Source organism: Ohtaekwangia sp. (assembly GCF_036568665.1).
In the GTDB taxonomy this organism is placed as follows: Bacteria; Bacteroidota; Bacteroidia; order Cytophagales; family Cyclobacteriaceae; genus Ohtaekwangia.
This window is the reverse complement of record NZ_DATCSD010000014.1, coordinates 1-20,328: the sequence shown is the minus strand read 5'-3', so window position 1 is coordinate 20,328 and position 20,328 is coordinate 1. Positions and strand designations below refer to the sequence as shown.

15 protein-coding genes are annotated in these 20,328 nt (G+C 40.8%); 8 read left to right on the top strand and 7 right to left on the bottom strand.

Going from position 1 to position 20,328, the window contains the following annotated elements; all coding sequences use genetic code 11:
• Both VIN08_RS00630 and VIN08_RS00625 read left to right on the top strand, forming a co-directional pair.
• On the top strand, positions 1–468 hold a 468-nt coding region (locus VIN08_RS00630; protein WP_331958672.1), incomplete at its 5' end, for a tetratricopeptide repeat protein.
• Positions 469–613: 145 nt separating this feature from the next.
• On the top strand, positions 614–2,485 hold the full coding sequence (locus tag VIN08_RS00625) for a GAF domain-containing protein (RefSeq protein WP_331958669.1): 1,872 nt from the start codon (positions 614–616) through the stop codon (positions 2,483–2,485).
• A 6-nt stretch (positions 2,486–2,491) separates the two neighbouring features.
• Here the strand turns inward: VIN08_RS00625 and VIN08_RS00620 are convergent, their stop codons facing one another.
• On the bottom strand, positions 2,492–6,454 hold the full coding sequence (locus VIN08_RS00620; protein ID WP_331958666.1) for a beta strand repeat-containing protein: 3,963 nt from the start codon (positions 6,452–6,454) through the stop codon (positions 2,492–2,494).
• Positions 6,455–6,771: 317 nt separating this feature from the next.
• Positions 6,772–7,245, bottom strand: coding sequence for an MOSC domain-containing protein (locus VIN08_RS00615; protein ID WP_331958663.1), 474 nt, complete (start codon positions 7,243–7,245; stop codon positions 6,772–6,774).
• A 21-nt stretch (positions 7,246–7,266) separates the two neighbouring features.
• On the opposite strand from VIN08_RS00615, the gene VIN08_RS00610 reads away from it, so the two are divergent.
• From VIN08_RS00610 to VIN08_RS00585, 6 genes are all read left to right on the top strand, one after another.
• Positions 7,267–8,679, top strand: a complete 1,413-nt coding sequence (locus tag VIN08_RS00610) for a sulfatase (protein WP_331958660.1) — start codon at positions 7,267–7,269, stop codon at positions 8,677–8,679.
• A 112-nt stretch (positions 8,680–8,791) separates the two neighbouring features.
• Positions 8,792–9,241 (top strand): MarR family winged helix-turn-helix transcriptional regulator, encoded by a 450-nt coding sequence (locus VIN08_RS00605; protein WP_331958657.1) that lies wholly within the window; start codon positions 8,792–8,794, stop codon positions 9,239–9,241.
• 50 nt (positions 9,242–9,291) lie between these two features.
• Complete coding sequence (locus tag VIN08_RS00600; protein ID WP_331958654.1) at positions 9,292–11,691, top strand: 3-hydroxyacyl-CoA dehydrogenase/enoyl-CoA hydratase family protein; 2,400 nt, start codon at positions 9,292–9,294, stop codon at positions 11,689–11,691.
• A gap of 12 nt (positions 11,692–11,703) precedes the next feature.
• A complete protein-coding gene (locus VIN08_RS00595; protein WP_331958651.1) occupies positions 11,704–12,879 on the top strand; it encodes an acetyl-CoA C-acyltransferase in 1,176 nt (391 codons plus the stop codon).
• A 124-nt stretch (positions 12,880–13,003) separates the two neighbouring features.
• Entirely contained in the window at positions 13,004–14,806 is a 1,803-nt protein-coding gene (locus tag VIN08_RS00590) for an acyl-CoA dehydrogenase family protein (protein ID WP_331958648.1), read from the top strand.
• Between the two features lie 239 nt (positions 14,807–15,045).
• Positions 15,046–15,348, top strand: a complete 303-nt coding sequence (locus VIN08_RS00585) for a hypothetical protein (protein ID WP_331958645.1) — start codon at positions 15,046–15,048, stop codon at positions 15,346–15,348.
• A gap of 7 nt (positions 15,349–15,355) precedes the next feature.
• On the opposite strand, the gene VIN08_RS00580 is transcribed toward VIN08_RS00585, so the two are convergent.
• The 5 genes from VIN08_RS00580 to VIN08_RS00560 all read right to left on the bottom strand — a co-directional run.
• Positions 15,356–15,736, bottom strand: a complete 381-nt coding sequence (locus tag VIN08_RS00580; protein WP_331958642.1) for a hypothetical protein — start codon at positions 15,734–15,736, stop codon at positions 15,356–15,358.
• Between the two features lie 111 nt (positions 15,737–15,847).
• Positions 15,848–17,389: an alkaline phosphatase D family protein gene (locus VIN08_RS00575; RefSeq protein WP_331958639.1), complete on the bottom strand. Its 1,542-nt coding sequence runs from the start codon at positions 17,387–17,389 to the stop codon at positions 15,848–15,850.
• Positions 17,390–17,494: 105 nt separating this feature from the next.
• Positions 17,495–19,513 (bottom strand): OmpA family protein, encoded by a 2,019-nt coding sequence (locus tag VIN08_RS00570; RefSeq protein WP_331958636.1) that lies wholly within the window; start codon positions 19,511–19,513, stop codon positions 17,495–17,497.
• A 40-nt stretch (positions 19,514–19,553) separates the two neighbouring features.
• A complete protein-coding gene (locus VIN08_RS00565) occupies positions 19,554–20,048 on the bottom strand; it encodes a hypothetical protein (protein ID WP_331958633.1) in 495 nt (164 codons plus the stop codon).
• Positions 20,049–20,084: 36 nt separating this feature from the next.
• The coding region (locus VIN08_RS00560) for a (Fe-S)-binding protein (RefSeq protein WP_331958630.1) at positions 20,085–20,328 on the bottom strand (244 nt) is incomplete at its 5' end.

Below are 20,328 nucleotides of genomic sequence, written 5' to 3'. Positions count from 1 at the left end.
CTGAGCATGCGTATAAAAGAAAATATAGCTTTCGATTCACTAGGGGAAGCTTTGAAAGAATATGCTTCCGTTGAATTGTTATTATACCAAAACAAAACAGACGAAGCGCTGAAGCAGCTCGAAAAATTAAAACAAGGTTATTCGCTAACTGGCAAACCCCTTACCAACCAGTCTATACTGGATGATGTATATTGGCTCGAAGCAAACATCCGCATGAAGAGAGGAGAATTTGAAACGTCACTCACACTTCTGCAAAAAATTCAAAATGAATTTGGCGAAGACATTCTTGCCGATGATGCGTATTTTCTGCAGGGCGAGATATACGAGCGCCAGTTGAAAAATAAAGATAAGGCCATGGAGATATACCGCGATTTTCTAAATAAATATCCTGGTAGCGTATATGCCGCGGAAGCAAGAAAGCGCTATAGAACACTTCGTGGAGATTTTGCCGATCAGCCACAGCTATAGATATACCCCAACTTTTCTTCTTCTTGATCGGAAGAAAAATTCCTGAGCAATGAATTAATGAAAGCTTAACAGTTTTCTTTCCGTTCATCTGGGTGTTGAAGTTTTTCTTTGTGCCAGCCCATTTCAAACCCAAAACGCAAGTTTTATGAACTTGAAAAAAATTGTGTTGAGCTTGCGCATACGCGCCAAGTTACTCTCGGCATTTGGTTCTATTCTGCTCATGTCTGTTATGCTGATCGCACTCTCGATCATTTCGATTAACCGCATCATTGAGTACAAAGACATTAATGAGCAGGTCGATATCCTTAAACTTCATTTAGAGAATATAGATCTCGCCACCAAAGAATTTATTTACGAAGGATATAAATCGAAATCCTTTCTGGAAGACCAACGCGATGTTTCGACCGATAAATTCAACAGCAGCATTCAGAATGCAAAAACGATTATTAACAGTATAAAAAAATCGGACTCAATGGAGATCGAAAGCACAGCTCATCTTACTGGGGCACTAACAACAACGCTCGACAGTATTCAACATGAATTTTCGACATTGGTTGATTTATTGAAAACGCGTGGCTTTAAAGACTATGGTTTGGAAGGCTCTCTGCGAAAAGCAATTCATGTAGTAGAAAACTCATCGTACCCTTATAACAAGGTTTCGATGTTGACACTTCGAAGACATGAAAAAGATTTCTTCCTTCGAAAGGATTTGAAGTATCAAAAAGAATTTAACGATCACATTGATGAATTTAAAGAAGAGCTCAGACAACAAGAGGCTCCTGAAGAGTTGATTAAGAATGTAGATGAGTATAAAACTCAATTCAACGATGTGGTAAATATTGAAAAGATGATTGGGCTAAAAGATCAGGAAGGTATAAAAGGAAAAATACTTCAGAATTTTGTTCGAATAAAACCACAGATCGAAACATTCCGGACAACGATCAAGGAAAAAAATGGCCTGCAGATTATCCGTACCAAAATAGTATTGTTCATTGTTTTCTTTGCCCAGATCATTACCGGCTTTCTGCTCGCAGTAGTATATGCGAATTTGTTAACAAAATCTATCAAAGAAATTCGAACAGCCATGCTTGAACTTGCCAATGGATTTTTCCCGGAGAAAATGGCAGTTCGTACTTCAGAAGAAATCGGTCAGACGAAAGAAGCTTTCAATCAATTTATTGATCGACTCAAAGTTGCTACGGGCTTTGCCACAGAATTAGGAACAGGGAAATTAGATGCTACATACGATGAGCGATTTAACAACGATGTATTGGCACAATCCATCATCAGTATGCAAAAAAAATTAAAGGAGGCCGAAGAAAGGCAATCGCGAATAAACTGGACGAACCAGGGCTCTGCACAATTTAATGACATAATAAAAAATGAGTCCGAAGCACTCGATGTACTGGGTGATAAAATTCTGAAGCATCTTGTTACCTATACTGATGCCAATCAGGGAGCGCTATATATAGTTCGCCAAGGGGGAAGCGAGAAATTTCTCGAACGTATAGCAACGTATGCCTATGGCAAGAAGAAATACGAAACGCAAAAATTTGCTATAAACGAAGGCTTGATCGGTCAGTGTGCCATGGAGCAGTCAACAATTTATCTGAAGGAAGTGCCGCGCGACTATATCAAAATTACTTCAGGTTTAGGAGAAGCCACTCCAAGAAGTATACTCATCGTTCCGCTAAAAGTTCGTGAAGATGTTATGGGCGTGATAGAAGTAGCATCATTCAATCTTTTTGAACAATATAAAATTGAATTTATGGAAAAGAGTGCCGAGCACATTGCCGCTATTCTTTCTAATAAACAGGTGACAATCGAAACGCAGAAAATGTTGGCTGAATCGCGACAGCAGGCAAATGCACTTCTCCAGCAAGATGAAGAAATGCGTCAGAATGCCGAAGAGCTGCAGGCAACACAGGAAGCTATGGAACGGCAACGTCACGAACTACAACAAGAAATAAAATATCTGAAAGAAAAATTGGCAACCTACGAAAACGTGTATGCCTGAAAATATTTATCGTGCCAGTACAATTTTCTGTGCGACAGATCTCACGCCATTACAGGCTTTCACAATGTAAACGCCATTGGGAAATTCATTTGTAAACGAAATTTCGGCTTCTCCCTGTTCATCGGTAACAATTTCTTTTGATGCCAATTCATATCCCGACATATCAATGATCGTCAGCTGAATATTCTTGCTATTTCCAAATGACTGAAGTGAAACAGAAAATTCATCATCTTGAACCGGATTAGGCGACAATGATAAAGATGGTTTGGATGAAGCTTCATCTATTTGTACTGAAACAGGTTTAAATGTTTTTGAAAGACCGTCCCAATCGGTTTGTCTTAATCTATAATAGGAAAGTCCGCTATACGGATTATTATCCCAAGCTATATAAGTATGCTCAGAGATAGTGTTGCCGTTACCTGCTACTTTTAATAAACCTTGAAATACTTCACCGGTCTTGGAATTTTCTATCGTGAAATAATCATTTTTACTTTCGGAGGTTGTTGTCCAGACAAGCTTCACGCGATTGCCAACAACGTATGCCTGAAAACTTTTGAGATTTACCGGGAGAGGATTGGCCGGATCTTCAGAGCCTAACGTGAAGGGACTGAATGCTGTGATCAGATCGCTGGTAACAGAACCAGAGCTTTGTGTGCCTGTGATAGAATTACCACTGTGATTTACCCAGCGCGATCCGTCCCACCGGATAACACGTAAGTCAGCACGACCAGGACTCCCTGCATTTGCTGAGACACCACTTGTTGCATTCCAGGTAAGTGTAACAGATGCATCAGTTATACCTGAACGACTCAATATCCAATACTCTTCATCACTTATCGTTTGAAGAGTTCCGTCTTGTGAGGAGCCGTAAGTAGTCAGAGCGCTCACGGGAAAATACTCTGCTGTGAATGTTGTTAAAGGTGTGTTTGATGCTGCAATTGAAAGCGGCCGGAGTATACCGTTTTTTCCAACGGGAAAAGTAAAGCTGGAAATAGAATTAGTTTGCTTTCCTGCCGGTCCGGAGATATGCGATGCATCGCTCGCTCCGGTATGTGAACCGGATGTTCCGAAAATAATATGGCCCGCACTTACTGTGTTAACAATACCATTCGTAAATGTCATCACATTATCAACTACAACATTTTGCGACACACTTTTTGCGGAACCTCCATCAATTACAAGATTATATACTTCGTATTGATCGTCTCCCAATAATTGCTGCGTGTTTGATCCATTAAAAATTAATGTACCAGTGCCAGGATTGAAAGTATTGTTTTGTGTAAAATTACCGATGAGTGTTATGAACTGACTTCCGGAAACAGTAAGCATACCATTAACAACAATACCGTAAGGAGATATACCGTCAGAACATTGATCGAGGCTGCCACTGCCTGTTAGTGTAACGGAAGCATCTTCAATAATAACAAGTTCTTTTACAGTGACAGCTGATGATATAACCGGTTGATACGTTGTGTTGCGAATTTTGATTCTGTCGCGAACACCACAAGAAGGTATAACAGAACCAGACCAATTTGATGCAGTGAACCAATCCGTTTCACTTCCCGATGTTCCGCCTTGCCAGGTGATCAATACTTCACTTGCACCAATATCCGGAATGTTTAATCGTTGCGCGCCATCAATATCTTCTGTTACTACCGCTGCACCCTGATCAACAATATTATTATCAACGACAACAGATCCATCTTCCGGTATACGCAAATCGCCATCTGTTAGAGAAACAAATTTTCCATTGGGAGCAGAAGCTACCGTACCAAGATCTGAAAATTTTGAATTAGCATCAACCAATGTCTGCCACGTAGCAAAATCATAAGCTGTTGAACTGATGAGTCCGGTTGTTGAAGAATTATTGGAGTATAACAAATTATAGTCAGATGAAGCAGAAGTAAAATTAGAACTGCTTGAAGTTCCTATAGCGTAATGATTGCCGCCACCGGTTCGATTATTAAAAAATATATTCGTGCTAAGATTAACAGGCGAAGTAGCATCTCTGTAAAAACTAAGAGTCTCATCCGTATTACCGCCACTGCTTGTACCGGTTATCACACTTGAGTTTGCCCATACAGAAAGTGTAGATGTATTGTTCGCGTTATTATGTATACCATAGATCTTAACATCGGCAGTTATACTATTTCCGAGGGTTATCATATTATTTACAACGCTCAGGTTTGTTGAAGAGCTTCCAATTTGAATGCCAGCAATAGAGGTATAGTCTGACGAGCTTGTTAAATTACAAATGGTATTTCGTTGAACCGTCGAAACATTGGCGCCAGCATGTATACCGGCAACCATGTGATCTACCGTAGTTGCTCCGGAGATATTTATATAACCTATTTTATTTTTATCAACAAGACTGGCATTATTGGTGGTATTTACATTAATCCCGTTGATCTCATACGAAGCCGGACAAGTTATACAAGCACTCAAGGATACAGTATTGGCAAGAGTATTATCAGTTAACGACCCGATTTGATTTTTTGTGATGTTGGCCTTTACTCCCGATGTGCCGCAGTTGATACCCGAGAATATATTTTGAACAGTAGCAGGTTTACTCGTTACAGAATTTTTTACTATAATATTTTTAAGAACAGTTGAATAAGTACTGCTCGTTACGTCAATATTTATACCTCGAAAAAGCACAGAGGTTGATGGGGCAGACGCTGTACTAGTAACGGAAAAATTCTGAATCGTATTTCGCTGTATAGTTACCGGTTGTGTCCCGGCTGTTATAATTCCTGAGACAGTTCCGCCTACATTATCGTCACTTACCGTTATATTTCCGGTGCCATCAGTTTTCGCGCCAATAAAATTATCTTCAATTGTACAGTTACAGTTATTGGTATATATACCTGCCAATAGAATGTCGGCCGATGATGAAGTGTTTGAAGAAGAAATATTCGTAATTGTATTTCCTGAAATTTCTGCTGTAACAGTATTGCCTGCACCAGGATCAACCCAAAGTAAACGAGAACGTATATAATTCGAGCTATTGGAAGAGGTCCACGGATTACTTGTTATTTCTGCTAACGGACTGTCGCCACCAATATAGTTGTTGTTGATATAAAATGTTCCGGCACTGGTGATGTGTATACCGTATATATCTTTATTGGCCGTGCTGCTAATTGAGCTGGTTTGATAGATGGAATTATTTTCAATCGTCCAGTTATCGTTGTTTGTGCTCAGAAAAATTCCGCGGCCAAAATTTACAACAGATCCAAAAAAGAAGTCATAAAACCGGTTATTACGAATAATGTTGTTTTGATTAGGAATAGTTAGCGAAGAACCCGAAGAGTATAGCCCATTTGATGGACGATAGTTCGAATTTTTTATATCACAATATTCAATTACGATATTGTTGTTACCGATAGTACCACCACCACCAAAAACAACAACACCACGATTTACATTGTAATCACTTCCCTCAATGATTAATGAACGAAGAGAATTGTCAATTGCTCCACCAGAAAAGCTAAAAACGATTCCTTCTCCGGCAGGAACGACACCAGCTCCCGCATCAATGTCAGCATTCTCGTGCGTGTTTGAAAAAGTCAGGTAGCGATTCGTATAATCAAACGTGCTGTTCGAAGGATCTCTTCCATCAATAATAACCCGATCAGCACCGGTAAAACGAATCAATGCAGAACCACTTCCAACAGAACCTGTAATGGTTCGCATCACATTTGTATTCGGCCGAATGGTTAATAAAAAAGGACCGCCAAACTCTGTGCGCTGGTTTAAACTGATTGTGCCAGGTTCGGTTATATCAGAAACGATGTTGACAAAGAGATTCCCGTTTAATCCTTGTGTATTGATCGCGTTGAAAAGCCCGCTGCCACTGGTGAGATCAGGATATGTACCGGTAGCTCCAACCGTAACGGTGCCAGACAACTGAGCAAAAAGAGACGCTTTGCTCGCCAAAAGCAAGCAAATGAAGATGTAAAGCCTTTTCATATAACAGTCGAGATTAACCCACCCAAATATAATTGTTTTTTGCGGGCAACTCGAAAGTCAAAAAAATATCACAAGCATTAGTAAAAATGAGTTAACAGTACAGTAGAATGCGTTTTTTCGTTTTTGGTATAACTACTCTTTTATGCGTGATTTGTTTAACATCTTGTTGATAATCATAGATCATAATGATCCATTTAAATATTTCAAGTCTGAAATATTCTATTAAAAAATTTCAATCACAGCTGGGAATAAATAGGCTTTGAAGAAAAAATTTAATGCAAAATGTTACAAATCATGCTAAAACAGTACTTGATACTTTATAAAGGGATTACGTCATCACCCTCTTTTATCAGTCCACCTTCAATTACTTTAGCAGTAATTCCTCCATGACCGCGCATGGCATTATATCCACCGGGTCCGAAACTCTCTTCCATCCGTGAACAGGGATGACACTCTCCTGAATATTCAAACAAAGCTTCGCCTATTCGAAATTGTTTACCTTTTAGCGCAAGGAGATTAATACCTTCAACTACGATATTTCTTCGGGTGAGTGCCGGATCTATTTTTTCGCGACCCAGGTAAGAAGCAATAGCATCCAGATGTTCGGCCTGAATTAATGTTACCTGTCGCGCGCCTCCTGTATTTTTGTACCGATCGCCTTCAAGGCCTTTATCTTTTATAGCCAGAATCTCAGAAACAAACCGTACAGCTTCCAATCGCTTAGGCCGAAAAGAAATAACTTTTACTTTTCCCGGCTTTCTATAATTTTCGAAAAGTTGCTTGAATTCCATCCGGATCTTTAATTTTCAACAATGGCAAAAATACAAGTGTCGCTTCTTATACTGCTGGCTTTCTTGTCGCTGCGACTTCAGGCACAGCCATCTCAACCCAATATCATTATTATTTATACCGATGATCAGGGCTATAGTGATCTGGGATGTTATGGCGCAAAAGAATTTGCAACACCCAACATCGACAAGCTAGCAAAAGAAGGTGTTCGCTTTACAAGTTTCTATGCGGCACAGCCAGTTTGTTCTGCTTCACGTGCTGCGCTGCTCACCGGGTGTTATCCTAATCGCGTTGGAATACATGGCGCACTTTTTCCAAAATCAAAAGTTGCCCTCGATCTTAATGAAGTAACAATCGCAGAAATTTTAAAACAGAAGAATTACAAAACTGCTATGATCGGAAAATGGCATCTCGGAGATCATCCCGATTATCTTCCGGTTCATCAGGGATTCGATCAATACTATGGTGTGCCGTTCTCCAATGATATGTGGAACAAACATGCAGAAATACCACACCTTTTTGGCAAGCTTCCGATTATTGAAAATGATCATGCTATAGATTCTATCGAGAGCGACCAGCGTTTTTTAACAACAGAGTACACAAAGCGCGCAGTAAAATTTATAGCGGATCAAAAGGATCATCCCTTCTTTTTATACCTCGCGCATAACATGCCGCACGTTCCTCTTTTTGTTTCTGATAAATTTAAAGGGAAATCAAAGCAAGGATTGTACGGTGATGTGATTGAAGAGATTGATTGGTCTGTTGGTGAGATCGTGAAAACACTCCGCCAAAATCACCTTGATAAAAATACACTTGTCATCTTTACATCCGATAACGGTCCGTGGTTGAGTTACGGCAATCAATCAGGCTTAGCGCAACCGTTGCGTGAAGGAAAGGGAACCGTTTGGGAAGGTGGCGTTCGCGTTCCTTGCATTATGCGTTGGCCAGGTAAATTAAAAGCCGGAGAAGTAATCAAGTCACCGATGATGAATCTGGATATACTGCCTACGCTAGCAGCGATTACCGGATCAGCGTTACCAACAAACATAATTGACGGAAAAAATATGTGGCCATTTATTACAAGTAAGGTAAAGGTGCATCCGCAGGAAGCATATTTCTTCTACTATAATCAAAATGAACTTCAGGCTATTCGCTCAGGCAAATGGAAACTATATTTTCCACATCAATATCGCTCATTGAATGGACGACCGGGAGGTAAAGATGGTATTCCTGCGAAATACGATATAAATGCTGCGACTCTTGAACTCTATAATTTAGAAGAGGACGTTAGCGAAACGAAAAATGTAGTAAATCTATTTCCAGACGTTGTAAAGCGGCTTTCGTTGTTGGCAGACAGTTGTCGTACAGAATTAGGCGATTCACTAGAAGGAATTAAAGGCCGCCAAAATCGCGAAGCGGCAAGGCCCGTTTGGTAAAAACGCTTAAATCACTACGCAGATGCAGTTTTCTCTGCTATAAAAATATTCCTCAAAATACTCTGCATGCATAACAAAAAATTTATACCTTCGCTTTCCCCGATTCAAACGTATGCGTAGGGAAGAAACAGTCGATCATCATATAAAGACAGCATGGCATGCTATTGCCCGCATGTATAATCAGCAGGCGGGTAAATATGATATTACTACTTCGATTGGATTTGTTCTTCTAAATATACACTCCGAAGAAGGAACCGCGGCAACGAAAATAGCACCGCTCATGGGGCTTGAAGCAAGAAGTCTTACGCGCATGCTCAAGGCCATGGAAGAAAAAAAACTTATTTACCGCGAACCCGATCCTGTTGACAGGCGATCGGTGAGAATTTTTTTAACACCGTTGGGTAAAACAAAGAAAGAAGTATCGCGACAAACCGTTCTTCAATTTAATAATGTAGTACGGCAGAAGATTGATCAAGATAAGCTGGCTGTATTCTTTGAAGTATTGCAGGATATAAATCAGATCATAGAAAGAAATAACATTTACGAAAAACTAGAGAATTAACTTCGTGCGCATGCGTGACATCTACGCGCGAATTCATCAAAACATATAGTATGAAACGTTCTATTCGCAAAGTTGCAGTTTTAGGTTCAGGAGTAATGGGATCTGCCATTGCTTGTCATTTTGCCAACATTGGCTGCCAGGTAATTCTTCTCGACATCGCTCCGAAAGAATTAACAGATGAAGAAAAAGCAAAAGGTCTTACGCTGGAAAGTAAAGCCGTAAAGAATCGCATTGTACAGAGTTCGTTCGATCGTTCGATCAAATCAAGTCCGGGACCGATCTATAGCAAGAGATTTATTTCGCGCATCAGTCTCGGAAATTTTGATGACGATATGTCGAAAATCAAAGACTATGACTGGATTATTGAAGTTGTAGTTGAGAATCTGGATATCAAGAAGAAAGTATATGAGCAAGTGGAAAAATTCCGCAAGCCAGGTACACTCGTTACTTCAAACACCTCGGGCATTCCTATACACCTGATGGCAGAAGGAAGAAGCGATGATTTTAAAAAGAACTTTGCCGGCACCCACTTCTTCAATCCGCCACGCTATCTCAAATTATTTGAGATCATCCCTACGTCACATACCGATCCGGAAGTAGTAAAATTCCTGATGCACTATGGCGACCTATATTTAGGAAAGACCACTGTGCTTTGTAAAGATACTCCTGCATTTATAGGAAATAGAGTAGGCGTTTGGGGATTGCTGAAAGTTATCGATGCCATGCGCAAGTTCGATCTTAATGTAGATGAGATCGATAAACTTACCGGCCCTGTAATCGGGAGACCAAAGTCGGCAACATTCAGAACCTCTGATCTTGTTGGTTTGGATACCTTGGTAAAAGTAGCGAACAATCTATACGCTGCTCTGCCAAACGATGAAGGTCGTGAGATGTTTAAGTTACCCGATGTTGTAAATCAGCTCGAAAAAAATAAATGGTTGGGAGATAAAACCGGTCAGGGCTTTTACAAAAAATCGAAGAATGCGAAAGGAGAAACGGAAATCCTTACGCTTGATCTGAAAACACTCGAGTATAAAACAAAGGCAAAAGCAAAATTTGCTACGCTGGAAACAACGAAGACGATCGACAATCTGAAGGATCGTTTCAAAGTTCTGCTTGCAGGAAAAGATAAAGCCGGAGATTTTTATCGCGATGCTTTTTACGGACTCTTTCAATATGCCAGCAACCGTATACCTGAAATAGCAGACGAACTATATAAAATTGATGATGCTGTATGTGCAGGTTTCGGATGGGAACTTGGTCCTTTCGAAACGTGGGATGCTGTTGGTGTTGAGAAGGCTATACAGGGAATGGAAACAGCAGGCTATAAACCTGCGCAGTGGGTTTATGATATGATCGCTTCCGGTAACAAATCTTTCTATAGAGTTGAAGCCGGCAAACGTCAATATTATGATATAGCATCGAAGACCTATAAAAATATACCGGGTAAAGAAGAATTTATCATTCTCGAAAACCTGAGTAACAATGTTGTCTGGAAAAATGCAGAATCAAAAGTTACTGATCTGGGCGATGGTGTGATCAACTTCTCATGGCATAGCAAGAGCTATACATTGGGCAGCTCTGTTGTGGAAGGTTTGAATAAAGCCATCGATCTGGCAGAGAAAGATTATAAAGGTCTTGTGGTTGGCCACCAGGGAGCTGACTTTTCGTTGGGAGCAAATCTTGGTCTTGTATTCATGTTTGCTATAGAACAGGAATATGATGAGATTGATTTTATGGTTCGTCAATTCCAAAATTCTGTTATGCGCATTCGCTATTCTTCTGTTCCTGTTGTGGTGGCTCCACAAGGCAGAACATTAGGAGGAGGATGCGAAATGACATTACACTCCGATCTCGCACAAGCTGCAGCTGAAACATATATAGGTCTTGTTGAAGTAGGCGTTGGTTTGATTCCGGGTGGAGGAGGAACCAAAGAACTTACTAAGCGCGTAAGTGATGCACTTGAAGAAGGTGATGTGGAATTGAATGCATTGCAAAATGCGTTTATGAATATAGCTACTGCTAAAGTTGCTCTTTCTGCCGAAGAGGCGCGCGACATGGGTATACTAAGAAGTAAAGACAGAATCTCGGTTAACAAAGATCGTCAGATCCTGGATGCGAAAGCCGCAGTGATCGAACTCGCTGATGCAGGATATACCATGCCCGTTCCGGCAAAGAATATTAAAGTACAAGGTCGCACCGGTATGGCACTCTTCCTGGCTGGCGTCCAAGGTATGCGCATGGGTAATTATATCAGCGATCACGATATGAAGATTGCACGTTGGATCGCGAACGTAATGTGTGGCGGAGATCTATCGCAACCGCAGGAAGTAAGCGAGCAATATTTATTGGATCTCGAACGTGAAGCGTTTGTTTCTCTTACAGGAGAAAAGAAAACATTGGAAAGAATTCAATCTATACTCACAGGGGGAAAGCCTCTTAGAAACTAAAACATTAAAACTATGGATGCATATATAGTTGCCGGTTTTCGTACCGGTGTTGGAAAAGCAAAGAAAGGTGGATTTCGTTTTACAAGACCTGATGATCTGGCTGCCGATGTGATCAGGCATCTGGTGAAGTCTGTTCCTGGACTTGAGAATAAAATGGTTGATGATCTTATAGTGGGTAATGCTGTGCCCGAAGCAGAACAAGGTATGCAAATGGGAAGAATGATCTCATTGCTTGCTTTAGGTATAGATACTCCGGGTATGGTAGTAAATCGTTACTGTGGATCGGGGGTTGAAACCATTGCTATAGCCAGTGCTCGTATACATGCCGGCCAGGCCGATGTAATTATAGCCGGAGGAACAGAGTCGATGTCGCTAGTGCCAGTGATGGGTTTCAAAACAGCATTGAATTATACGATCGCGAAAGATCACCCGACATACTACACCAGTATGGGTCTTACTGCAGAAGAAGTATCCAAGCAATTCAAGATATCGCGCGAAGAGCAAGATCAATTTTCATACGAATCGCACATGAAAGCTGCGGCAGCCTGGAAAGAAGGTAAGTTTAAAGATGAAGTTGTTCCCATCACAGTGAAAGAAGTATATGTAGATGAGAACATGAAAAAGAAAACGAGAGAGTTTATCGTAGACAAAGATGAAGGCATACGTGCCGATACAACTGTAGAAGGACTTTCTAAACTGAAACCGGTTTTTGCTGCCGGTGGAACGGTAACGGCCGGTAACTCTTCTCAAACATCAGATGGTGCTGCTTTCGTAGTGGTAATGTCTGAACGAATGGTGAAGCAATTAAACCTAAAGCCTATAGCAAGACTGGTAAGTTACGCAGTTGCCGGAGTGGATCCTCGCATTATGGGAATCGGGCCTGTAGCAGCTATACCAAAAGCTTTGAAAATTGCCGACCTGAAATTAGACGATATAGATCTGTTCGAATTGAACGAAGCGTTCGCTGCACAATCACTCGCAGTAGTAAAAGAGCTCGGTATAGATAGAACAAAACTCAATGTGAATGGAGGTGCTATAGCAGTAGGCCATCCGTTAGGTTCGTCAGGAGCGAGATTATCAGTACAGCTCTTTAATGAATTGCGCAGGCAAAAGAAAAAATATGGAATGGTAACAGCTTGTGTAGGCGGAGGCCAGGGAGTGGCGGGTATTTACGAATTGCTCAGTTAGCACTTTACTGTTAGTACTAACTGTTGAACGAGTTATATGAGAAACGAATAAAAGAAATTTAAAAAACCTCGGTGAGACTTAGCGTAAAACTGTTTTACAAATCTCATCGCAAAATCTAAAAACTATGAGCACGGCAACAGAAACCAAACACGCTATTAAAGGTGGCGAATTTTTGATCCGCGAAACAGCCGCCAGCGACATCTTTATCCCTGAAGAATTTAATGAAGAGCAGCGCATGATCCAGCAGCAGTGCAAAGACTTTCTTGCAAAAGAAGTGTGGCCGCGCCTGGATGAAATTGACTCTATGAAAAATCCACAGCTCATGCCTTCTATTCTGGATAAAGCAGGTGAGCTTGGTTTATTGGGTACATCTGTACCGACTGAGCTGGGAGGATTTGGTATGGACTTCAATACAACGATGCTCGTAGCAGAAGTTATCGGTGCTGGTCACTCCGTTGCTGTTGCGCTTTCTGCGCATACCGGTATAGGTACGTTACCTATTCTATACTACGGTAATGATGCACAAAAACAAAAGTATATTCCTAAGCTAGCCACTGGTGAGTGGAAAGCGGCTTATTGTCTTACCGAACCGGATTCAGGATCGGATGCTAATAGTGGAAAAACCAAAGCAGTGCTGAGTGCAGACGGTAAACACTACATCATTAACGGACAGAAGATGTGGATCACTAATGGTGGTTTCGCTGATATATATGTCGTGTTTGCAAAAATTGATAACGACAAAAATCTGAGCGCATTCATTGTAGAGAAAGCTTTCGGTGGAATTACCATGAATGAAGAAGAGAAGAAGATGGGTATCAAAGGATCATCCACTCGTCAGATATTTTTCAACGATTGTAAAGTTCCGGTGGAGAATATGTTGAGCGAACGCGAGAATGGATTTAAGATCGCGGTAAACATTCTCAACATCGGTCGTATCAAATTAGGTATAGCAGCATTGGGTGGTAGCAAGCAAACCGCAACTTTAGCTACACGTTATGCGAATGAACGTAAACAGTTTAATGTACCGATCGCTTCGTTTGGCGCTATCAAATATAAACTTGCCGAGATGGCGGTAAAGATTTTTGCATCAGAGTCCGCACACTATCGTGCCAGTCAAAATATAGATGATGCTTACCATGCTTTTGTATCAGGTGGACTGGATTCTTCTAAAGCTCGTCTGAAAGCGCTGGAAGAATTTGCCATAGAATGTGCTATACTGAAAGTACATGGTTCTGAAGTGCTCGACTATGTAACCGATGAAGGTGTACAGGTATATGGAGGTATGGGATTTTCTGCGGAGGGACCTATGGATCGCGCTTACCGTGATGCACGTATCAATCGAATATTCGAAGGAACGAACGAAATTAACCGTCTGCTTACAATCGATATGCTGTTGAAGCGCGCTATGAAAGGAACAATCGACCTGATGTCTCCTGCTATGGCGGTACAAAAAGAATTGCTTGCTATACCTGATTTTGGTGCGAGTGAAGAAGAAGGAATTTTTGTAAAAGAGAAGAAAGCATTAGCTAACCTGAAAAAAGCGGGCTTGATGATTGCCGGTGCTGCTGTACAGAAATTTATGATGAAGCTCTCCGATGAACAGGAGATCATTATGAACATGGCCGATATTCTGATCGAAGCCTATGTAGCCGAATCTGTTTTGTTGCGTGTTGAAAAGCTGATCCAACAAAAAGGAGAAAAGGCTGTAGAGATTCAAAAAGAACTCGCCATGGTATATTTACATTATGCCATCAACAAGGGTGCAGCTGCCGGGCGCGAAGCCATTGCTTCTTTTGCAGAAGGTGATGAACAGCGCCTGATGTTGATGGGATTGAAGCGCTTTACCAAGATTGATGCATACAATCTTAAAGAAGCCCGAAGAAAAATAGCAAACTATATAATCGAGAAGGGTGAGTATCCTTTCTGATATACAGGTAAAAATTTTAGACCTTAACCTAAACTGTGAAGAGGCCTGGAGCGATCCCGGCCTTTTCCGTTTTCAGTAAAGTTGGCAAGTGTTCACATTTGTAAAAGACATTGTTCAGAATTTGACAGAAGATGTGCTGATAGAAAACGAAATCTTTATTTAGAGCTCATTTTCACGCTTTCATAAAACAGGTAAGGCTTTTGCCATAGGATTTACTGTAACACATAAATTCCTCACCTATGCAAACACGTAGCTCAAATTCTTCAACCACTACTGTTCTGATTGCAGTGTTGTTAGTATTGTCGTTTCCTTTTTGGATAGGTATACTGGGCGGATTACTCGGATTGATCATCGGAATCTTCGGAGGCGTTATTGGTGCCATCGGAGGAATTATCGGTGGTATATTCGGAGCTATAGGAGGCCTGATCGGTTGGATATTTGATTGGAACTTCCACTTTCCTTTCATTTTTTGGAATCACAGCTTCTTTACAATCCTGGCAATTGTATTACTCATAGTAATTCTTACAAAGTCGCGTAAATAAAAAGCCTTTACGAGACCGGATGTCGATTGTATAGATTGGGATTAAGAAAGTATCTTGAATATATAGGATACTTTTTCACTTCTAGAATCTCAGGCTTGAGCTTGTTGATAAAAATAACTTTGTATTGAAATTCATAACCTTTCTCTACATGGATGTTTTTACGAACTATATACCACTGCTTATTCCACGGATTAAGAACTTTTACTTCCAGATGAAATAGCCCCGGTGTACTTCGCACGCGCACAACTTTGCCAGGTTGTTTATTATAAAGTTTTCCGTTAACTGAAACTAATATACTGGTACCATCTTCCGTTTGAATCGCAATACCAGAATCATAACCAAAGGCACTCAAAGAGGCCAGCAACAGCACAGGTAGCAGCGTTTTCATAAGAACAGTTGTTTCTTATAATAACGCAAGCACCGTGCCATCGTTTAGCTATAGCAAACAAAAAAAGGTTGCAATTTCTGCAACCTTTTCAATATTTGTCAATGAGAAAATCTACTGAAGTATATACTTATCTTTTTCAACAGTATATTTCTTTCCAAGTATTTCTTTATTATCAATTGTGCGCAACGTCTCCACATAAAACCACTCTGCTTTTGCGTGTTGTGGATATAGTGTTAAAAGAAGATATCCATGATCGCGGTTGTTAACATACTTAACATGCGGATTCAACTTCATGAGTTTTACTTCTTTTGCTTTTACAGAGTCTTCAGGATTACCTTCATTGCCATTGCCTGACGATATACTCGTAGTACCAAACTCCACAGCGATAGCTTGCTTCTTTTTAGATTTATCCTTGTTATCCATCATTGTTTCGATGGCCCATGAAGCATGTGTATCCCCGGAAACAAAAATCAAATTTTCAATCTTGCTCTGAAGTATAAATTGTTCGAGACGTTTTTTCTCGGCCGGATAACCATCCCACGCATCCAGATTTTTGGGCATGCCATTCTTGTACATTCCCGTAATGTCCAGATCGGAGAAGAGTACCTGGTTGCCTATAATTTTCCAGGCTGCTTTGGAGTTTTTTAATGAGTTTTCAAACCACTGTAATTGTTCCGCTCCCAGCATACTGCGTTTATCACTTTCAAAGTTAGGATCAGTAACACTGTCTGCCTGCACCGTGCGCCCCTCGAGTCGTTCATCCAGCATGATCAGATCGGCTAACTTTCCGAAAGTAAAAGAACGATAGTGTTTGTTGCCTTCACGTATAGGAAGCCATTCGTAATAGGCTTGCTTGGCAGCAGCTTTACGCTGATTAAAATCTCCTTCCTCCGGCTGATGATTTTGTGCTCCGCTGGTATATACATTATTGGCAACTTCATGATCATCCCAAATGGTAATGAATGGATGTCGCAGCTCTACTTTTCGTAATCCTTCGTCCAGGTGATATTGAGAATAGCGCGTTCTGTAATCCTGTAAAGAAATGATCTCGTGTTTGGGAAGATGTATTCTGCCAATGGTTGTATCGCCATATTTACCTGTAGCATATTCATATATATAGTCTCCGAGGTGAACAACGGCGTCAACTTCTTTACCGGCTATAATATTGTAAGCATTAAAATAACCAAACTCCCAGTTGCTGCAGCTTACAATAGCCAGCTTGAGACTATCAAGTGCATCGGCTGAAAGTGTTTTGGTTCGGCCTGTTTGTGAAGTTTTGCCGAGTGCATGGAAACGATAATAGTAGTGTTGATTCGGTTGTAAACCATCTACATCTACCTTAACAGTATAATCACGCAAAGGATCTGTCTTGAGAGAATCTGATTTCACGATAGAAGAGAAATTTTCATCGGACGCTATCTCCCAGCGAACAGAAATCTCCGAGACAGAATCATCCGGAGTAACACGCGTCCAGAGTATAACGCGATCTTGTAAAGGATCACCCGAAGCAACACCATGATAAAATGGTTTTAACGAAACATCAAAAAGGTCTGCAACAGGTTCGTGAAGTTTTTTGTCAGTAGTTTTCTTCGGTGTGCAGCCGGTGGTAAGTGCAACTATTATGCTTAGGAAAAAGACATGGTTTATTTTCATCTCCATATATATTTAGGTCCATTGTAAAGAAATGAAAAATAAAACAGGATGCTGTGACACATCCTGTTAAGTTTTTTGAAAGTAAATCTTAATTAATAGTCCGGATCAATTGTCTTTGAAGTACTTGTCCTCCTCATCCTGTTCGGTGTCTTCGATAGGCTTGGCAACAGCATTTACTTCCAGGATCTTAAATTCCGTTCTACGGTTTCTGTCACGACCACGTGGGTTATCGGTACCATCCGGATTTGTGTTTCGTGCTATAGGTTTTGATTCACCATAACCTTTTGCCACCAATCGGTCGGGAGATATACCGTGTTGAACAATATAATTCACAGCAGACTCAGCACGTCTCTGAGAAAGTCGCTGGTTGTAATCTTCGGTATCGATACTATCTGTATGTGATCCCAATTCGATTTTAATTTCCGGGTTGTCAATCAGCAATTGAACAAGCTTATCCAGTTCTTTTGCTGCATCCGGACGGATATCGCTCTTATTAAAGTTATAGTAAATATTTTCAAGAATAAAGATCTTGTTGATCTCGATCTTGTCGAGCACAACGACTGTATCTAATGTAATGGTTGTGATAAGATCTTTCAGCGTAGTAGGGTCTACACCTTTGCCTCGCATAGTATATAACTGGCGCTTCACCAGGTAGCCGTCTGATTCACCTACAAGACTATAATCTTCATTTTCGTATACTCGGAACAGGAATTTACCATCATTGCCTGTGGTATAGTCTTGCATAACATCACCCTTCGCATCCAACAGGCTAACCTTTGCATTAGGAAGTACCTGGCGATTTTGATTTTTATCTTCAGTATACGTTACACCCTGCAGATAGTAATTGATGACTTTTAAGTTGGGATCTTCATTTACAAAAGTATAAATATCGTCATCGCCCCGGCCGCCATCACGGTTGGAGGCAAAGAATCCGCGATCAGGTTTGAAAAGAAAAATTCCGAAATCATCGCCAACAGAATTCATCGGTTGACCAAGATTTTCAATTACTGTTTTTCCATTTGCGCGTTTTACAACAAACATATCCAGACCTCCATAGCCCGGATGTCCATCAGATGCAAAATATAGTTTGGCATCTTCTGCCACATAAGGAAACAATTCGTCTCCCGGTGTATTTATTTCAGGACCTAAATTTCTTACGCGTGTGAATCGTCCGCGCGAATCCATTTGTGCGGAGTAAAGATCCGTTCCACCATAGCCACCTTTTCGGTTAGAAGCAAAATAGAGTGTTCTGCCATCGGGACTAAAGGCTGGGGTAGAATCCCAGCTGAAATTTTTCGCATCGGGATCGCTTTCATTTTTAAACTGTGTGTTAATGTTTACCGGAATAGGCTCCGTCCAAACATTATTTCTATAGCGCGATATATATAGGTCTACGTCTGCACCACCACCTTTTTTCTTTTCTGAATTACCCTTGGCGAATACCATGGTTTTTCCATCGGGCGTAAATGTAACGCAGCCTTCATTTCTCACGTCATCATTTATACCGGAAGGTAATTTGGCAACAGTATTGATATCGACATTGGCACCTTTTGTTGTTACCTTATATAGATCCGTAAATGGTTTGCCTTCGGCTTCATATATTTTTCCATCACCGCGCGAGGAGGTAAAGTATAATTCGCTATTGAGATATACCGGTGAATATTCACTGGCACCTGTGTTTATAGACTCCAGGTTTTTTACTTTGTAGTAGCTCTGCTTTTCGTTCAGCTTGGCAAGATATTCAAGGCCATTCATTTCAACTCTCGCACGATCCTTTAACGCATTGTTCTCCGTTGAAGAGGCCAGTGCTTCATATTGTTTCCTTGCTTCATCATACTTGGCGTTAGCTTTTAACGACTGCGCATAATAGAATTGGATAGTATCTTTATCAATACCTCTTCCTCCGGCTTTCGAATAGAATTGTTCTGATTCTTTCAAACGGTTAGACAAGCGATACGACTCAGCAATAAAAAAATTAGCCTTCGGGTTATTACCCATTTTCTTATAGAGTGCAATGGCGTTTTGATATTTGCCCACCGCGAATGCCTTCCTCGCTTTCTTCTCCACACTGCACGCACTTACCAGGAGAAGCAAAGTAATGAGCGAAAAAAATACTGACTTCATATCGCTTTTGTAATAATGCTAAAGCTACAAATTATCCGGTTTAACCCGCTATTGTTTCCTGTGGAAGATAGCGTTTTAGCCACGTAGAACCAGATGCCACCAACCAATTTTCGGCCAATCCTGATTTTGTGTCTACCAGATTATTGAAGGTAGGTGTAAGATGGTTCCATATACCCTCACTATACTTTGCCTTCAAGTCTGCAAGGTTAAGCAAAACAATTTCGTTTTCTGTTTTGAAGGCAACTTTGGTTCGATCAAAAAAATCTGTGTCTATGCTCGCACCGATGTCTTTCATTATCCGCACGGAGCTGTCGATAGAGCAGCCACTTGCCTGATCGTTAGCGGCAAGAATAATAAATTGATCATAACGTATTTCGAATGATGCTTCCATAGGCTGCCCGTGCACCTTCCAGTTTTCTGTAAACGACTGAAGCGCCTGTGAGATTGTATGAATATCAGCCGATGTGAATTTTTTATTGGACTGATAAATCCATATTCGTGATAAAGGAGGAAGTGAGTTGAATGAAACGTACATAACCTTTTGTTTTAGTGCTTCCGGAATAGAGGAGCTCTATTTTAAACCGTTAGCCTCAGCTATAAGTTCTGCAAGGTCCTTTACCGTTACATCGGCTTCGCGCTCTTTATTTTTCACACCATCGCTCATCATCGTCATGCAAAAAGGACAAGCAACGGCAATGGTAGAGGCTCCGGTAGCCAGTGCCTCTTCCGTGCGTTCTACATTTATGTCTTTATTTCCTTTTTCTGGTTCTTTAAACATTTGTGCTCCACCGGCACCACAGCAAAGGCCGGTAGTA